General features: G+C 73.0%; 4 protein-coding genes. All 4 read left to right on the top strand.

The annotated features are described in order from the left end of the window. The first annotated feature begins 246 nt into the window (after window positions 1-246). The 4 genes from SACSA_RS0108590 (at window position 247) to SACSA_RS0108575 (ending at window position 2,970) form a co-directional block, all read left to right on the top strand. Entirely contained in the window at window positions 247-1,233 is a 987-nt protein-coding gene (locus SACSA_RS0108590; RefSeq protein ID WP_019815094.1) for an LLM class flavin-dependent oxidoreductase, read from the top strand. 158 nt (window positions 1,234-1,391) lie between these two features. Beyond that, window positions 1,392-1,691 (top strand): hypothetical protein, encoded by a 300-nt coding sequence (locus SACSA_RS0108585; RefSeq protein WP_019815092.1) that lies wholly within the window; start codon window positions 1,392-1,394, stop codon window positions 1,689-1,691. A 76-nt stretch (window positions 1,692-1,767) separates the two neighbouring features. Then, window positions 1,768-2,436 carry a GNAT family N-acetyltransferase gene (locus tag SACSA_RS0108580; RefSeq protein ID WP_019815090.1) on the top strand — a complete coding sequence of 223 codons (669 nt, stop codon included), beginning with the start codon at window positions 1,768-1,770 and terminating at the stop codon, window positions 2,434-2,436. A gap of 138 nt (window positions 2,437-2,574) precedes the next feature. Beyond that, entirely contained in the window at window positions 2,575-2,970 is a 396-nt protein-coding gene (locus SACSA_RS0108575; RefSeq protein ID WP_019815088.1) for an Imm1 family immunity protein, read from the top strand. The last annotated feature ends 80 nt before the right edge of the window (window positions 2,971-3,050 follow it).

Genomic DNA, 3,050 nt, shown 5'->3' with positions numbered 1-3,050 from the left:
GCTGGGTCACGTGCCTCATCGTAGGTCCGGCCGGCCGCGCCCCGCACCGACCGGAGCGCCCGCTCCGCCCCCTCCCGCGAGTTGCCCCCAGCGGCTCGCGAGTTGCCTCCGGCGGCCCGCGAGTCGCCCCGAATCGTACGGCGCGCACCAAGCGGAGCAGGTGCTCCGCTTTGGGTACAGTGGTGCCCGGGCGGAGGTTCACAGGCGCTCCGCCGCGTGACCCGGTCGCCGGAAAGGTGGAAGCCCGTGACCCCTGACCTGTCCATCCTCGATCTCGCCACGGTGGGCAAGGGCGAGACCGCCCGCGAGGCCCTCGACGCCTCCGTCGCCCAGGCTCAGCGCGCGGAGGAACTCGGCTACCGCCGCGTCTGGTACGCCGAGCACCACAACTTCCCGAGCATCGCCTCCTCGGCCACCAGCGTGCTCCTCGCGCACGTCGCCGCGCACACGCGCGAGATCCGGCTCGGCTCGGGCGGCATCATGCTGCCCAACCACGCCCCGCTGACCATCGCCGAGCAGTTCGGCACCCTGGCCACGCTGCACCCGGACCGCATCGACCTCGGCCTGGGCCGCGCGCCCGGCACCGACCAGAACACCCTGCGCGCGCTGCGCCGCGACCCGTCCGCGGCCGATTCTTTCCCGCAGGACGTGCGGGAACTCCAGGGCTTCCTCAGCGGCAACAGCACGATCCCCGGCGTGGCGGCCATTCCCGGCGCGGGCACGAACGTCCCGCTCTACATCCTCGGCTCGTCGCTGTTCGGCGCGCAGCTCGCGGCGATGTTGGGGCTGCCCTACGCGTTCGCCTCCCACTTCGCGCCCGACGCGCTGCATCGGGCCGTTTCGGTCTACCGGCAGGAGTTCCAGCCCTCGGCTCAGCTCGACAAGCCGCACGTCATCGCCGGGGTGAACGTCCTCGCCGCCGACTCCGACGACGACGCGCAGGCGCAGTTCACCGTGGTCAAGCGCCAGCGGGTCCGGCTGCTGCTGGGCCGGGGCCGCAACCTCACCGACGCCGAGGCGGACTCCATCCTCGACTCGCCGTACGGCGGGCAGGTACTCAACATGGTCCGCTACAGCGCCGTCGGCACTCCCGACACGGTCGCCCGCTACCTGGAGGACTTCGCCGCCGAGGCGGACGCCGACGAGCTGATCACCGCGCACCAGTCGCCGTCGCCGAAGGAGCGCATCCGATCGATGGAGCTGCTCGCGGGAGTGGCCGGGCTCGGCTCCTGAGACCCGTCGCGGGGCGTGAACAGGCGAATCGGCACCGTTTCACCCGCTGAGGTGACATGATGCGGCCACGGCGTCCCGCGACGCCCGGGGAGTCGGTCACGCGCGCCGAGCCGGTTCGCCACGACGGGGCGGCACGGGGACGGCGGCACAGGAGCGGCATGAGTGACCAGCCCGGAGAACAGGATGACGACATGGCGACACACGAGGAGACACTGGCGGCGCTGTACCAGGGCGTTGAGAACTGCGACAACATCCACAACGCCATCCAGCACGCCCTCCTGATGGCGTCGAACCTGTCGGATCTGCTGCGCAACAGCCTCGGCGGCACCGGCGCCTACGACGAGGTCGGCGGGTACGGCGAGGCGGTGGAGCGCCAGCTCGAACTCTCGGCGCAATCGGTCGAGCAGACCAAGCACGCCATCCACTCCCTCATGGGCCGGTTCGAGGGCGTGCTCTGACCGCCGAGCGAGGGACCGGCCGGGCGAGGCCCACGCGCGCGTGTCCCGGACGTCATCCGGCGGGCACCATGGGGCCATGCTCAGCGATCACTTTCCGGTACTCGGGCTGCGGCTGCGCACCCCGGCGCTCGAACTGCGCCTCCCCGACGAGGACGAGCTCGCCGAGTTGACCGCACTCGCCCTCGACGGCATCCACCCGCCGGAGACGATGCCGTTCCGCATCCCGTGGACCGAGCGCCCGCGTGCGGAGCTGGCGCGCGGGGTGGCGCAGCACCACTGGCGCCTGCTGGGCGACTGGACGCCCCGGGAGTGGACGTTGCCGCTGTGCGTGTTCCACGACGGCGCCGTGGCCGGCATGCAGGCGCTGGCGGGGCGGGACTTCGCGATCCTGGGCGAGGTGCGCACCGGATCGTGGCTGGGCAGCCGCTATCAGGGCCGGGGGCTGGGCACCGAGATGCGCGCCGCCGTGCTGCATCTGGCCTTCGACGGGCTGGGAGCCGTGCAGGCCACCTCGGGGGCGTTCGAGGACAACGCCGCCTCGCTGGCCGTCTCCCGCAAGCTCGGCTACCGCCCCGACGGCATCGCCCGGCACGTGGTACGCGGCGCGCCCGCCGTCGAGCGCCGGATGCGGTTGACCCGCGAGGACTGGCGCCGCCATCGCGCGATCGCGGTCGAGACGCACGGGGTGGCGGCATGCCTGGCTCTGTTCGGCGCCGACGGTGAGCCGCCGGAAGCCGACGCCTGAACGCCACGGCGTGCGCCTGACCCCTCCGGCGTGCACCCGAGCGCTCCGTCTCGCGCGCACCCCGGTTACGCCGAGGGCATCCGAGGTAGCACACGATGGAGGTGTGCGAAGCACCGGCGACGAGGCGAGGAGGACACGGTGACCTACCGAGCGGCAGTGCAGACGGCCGCGCCGGGGGAGGCCGAGCAGGTGCGCGAACTTCCGCTGGCGGGCCCCGAGGACGTGGACGAGCTGGTCTCGCTGTTGGCCGGGGACGAGGTCCACACGGCGACGGTCCACGACGGCGAGGAGGACCCCGCCCTGGACGTGCAGGTCCACGGCGAGTACGGCTACCTGCTCTACGCGGGCGACGAGCTGCTCGGCTACAGCGTCGGCGACCCGGACTCCCCGGCATTGGCCGACGTTTCCGAGGCGCAGTTCCCCGCGGGCAGCGGTGTCCCGCTGGAGGTGTTCCGGGCGGCGTTGCTGGAGTTCGTCAACACCGGGGGCGGCGCGCCGGAGTCCGTCGGCTGGCAGGACGCGCTGGACGACTGACCCCGCCGCCGGCCGCACGTCCGCCTCCGGCTCCGCACGCGGACCCGCCCACCAGCGCTGACGTCGGTCGTCGCCGGCCG

It is taken from the genome of Saccharomonospora saliphila YIM 90502, from assembly GCF_000383795.1.
GTDB lineage: Bacteria > Actinomycetota > Actinomycetes > Mycobacteriales > Pseudonocardiaceae > Saccharomonospora > Saccharomonospora saliphila.
The sequence above is the reverse complement of the archived record's forward strand: the minus strand, read 5'-3'. Positions and strand labels throughout refer to the sequence as shown.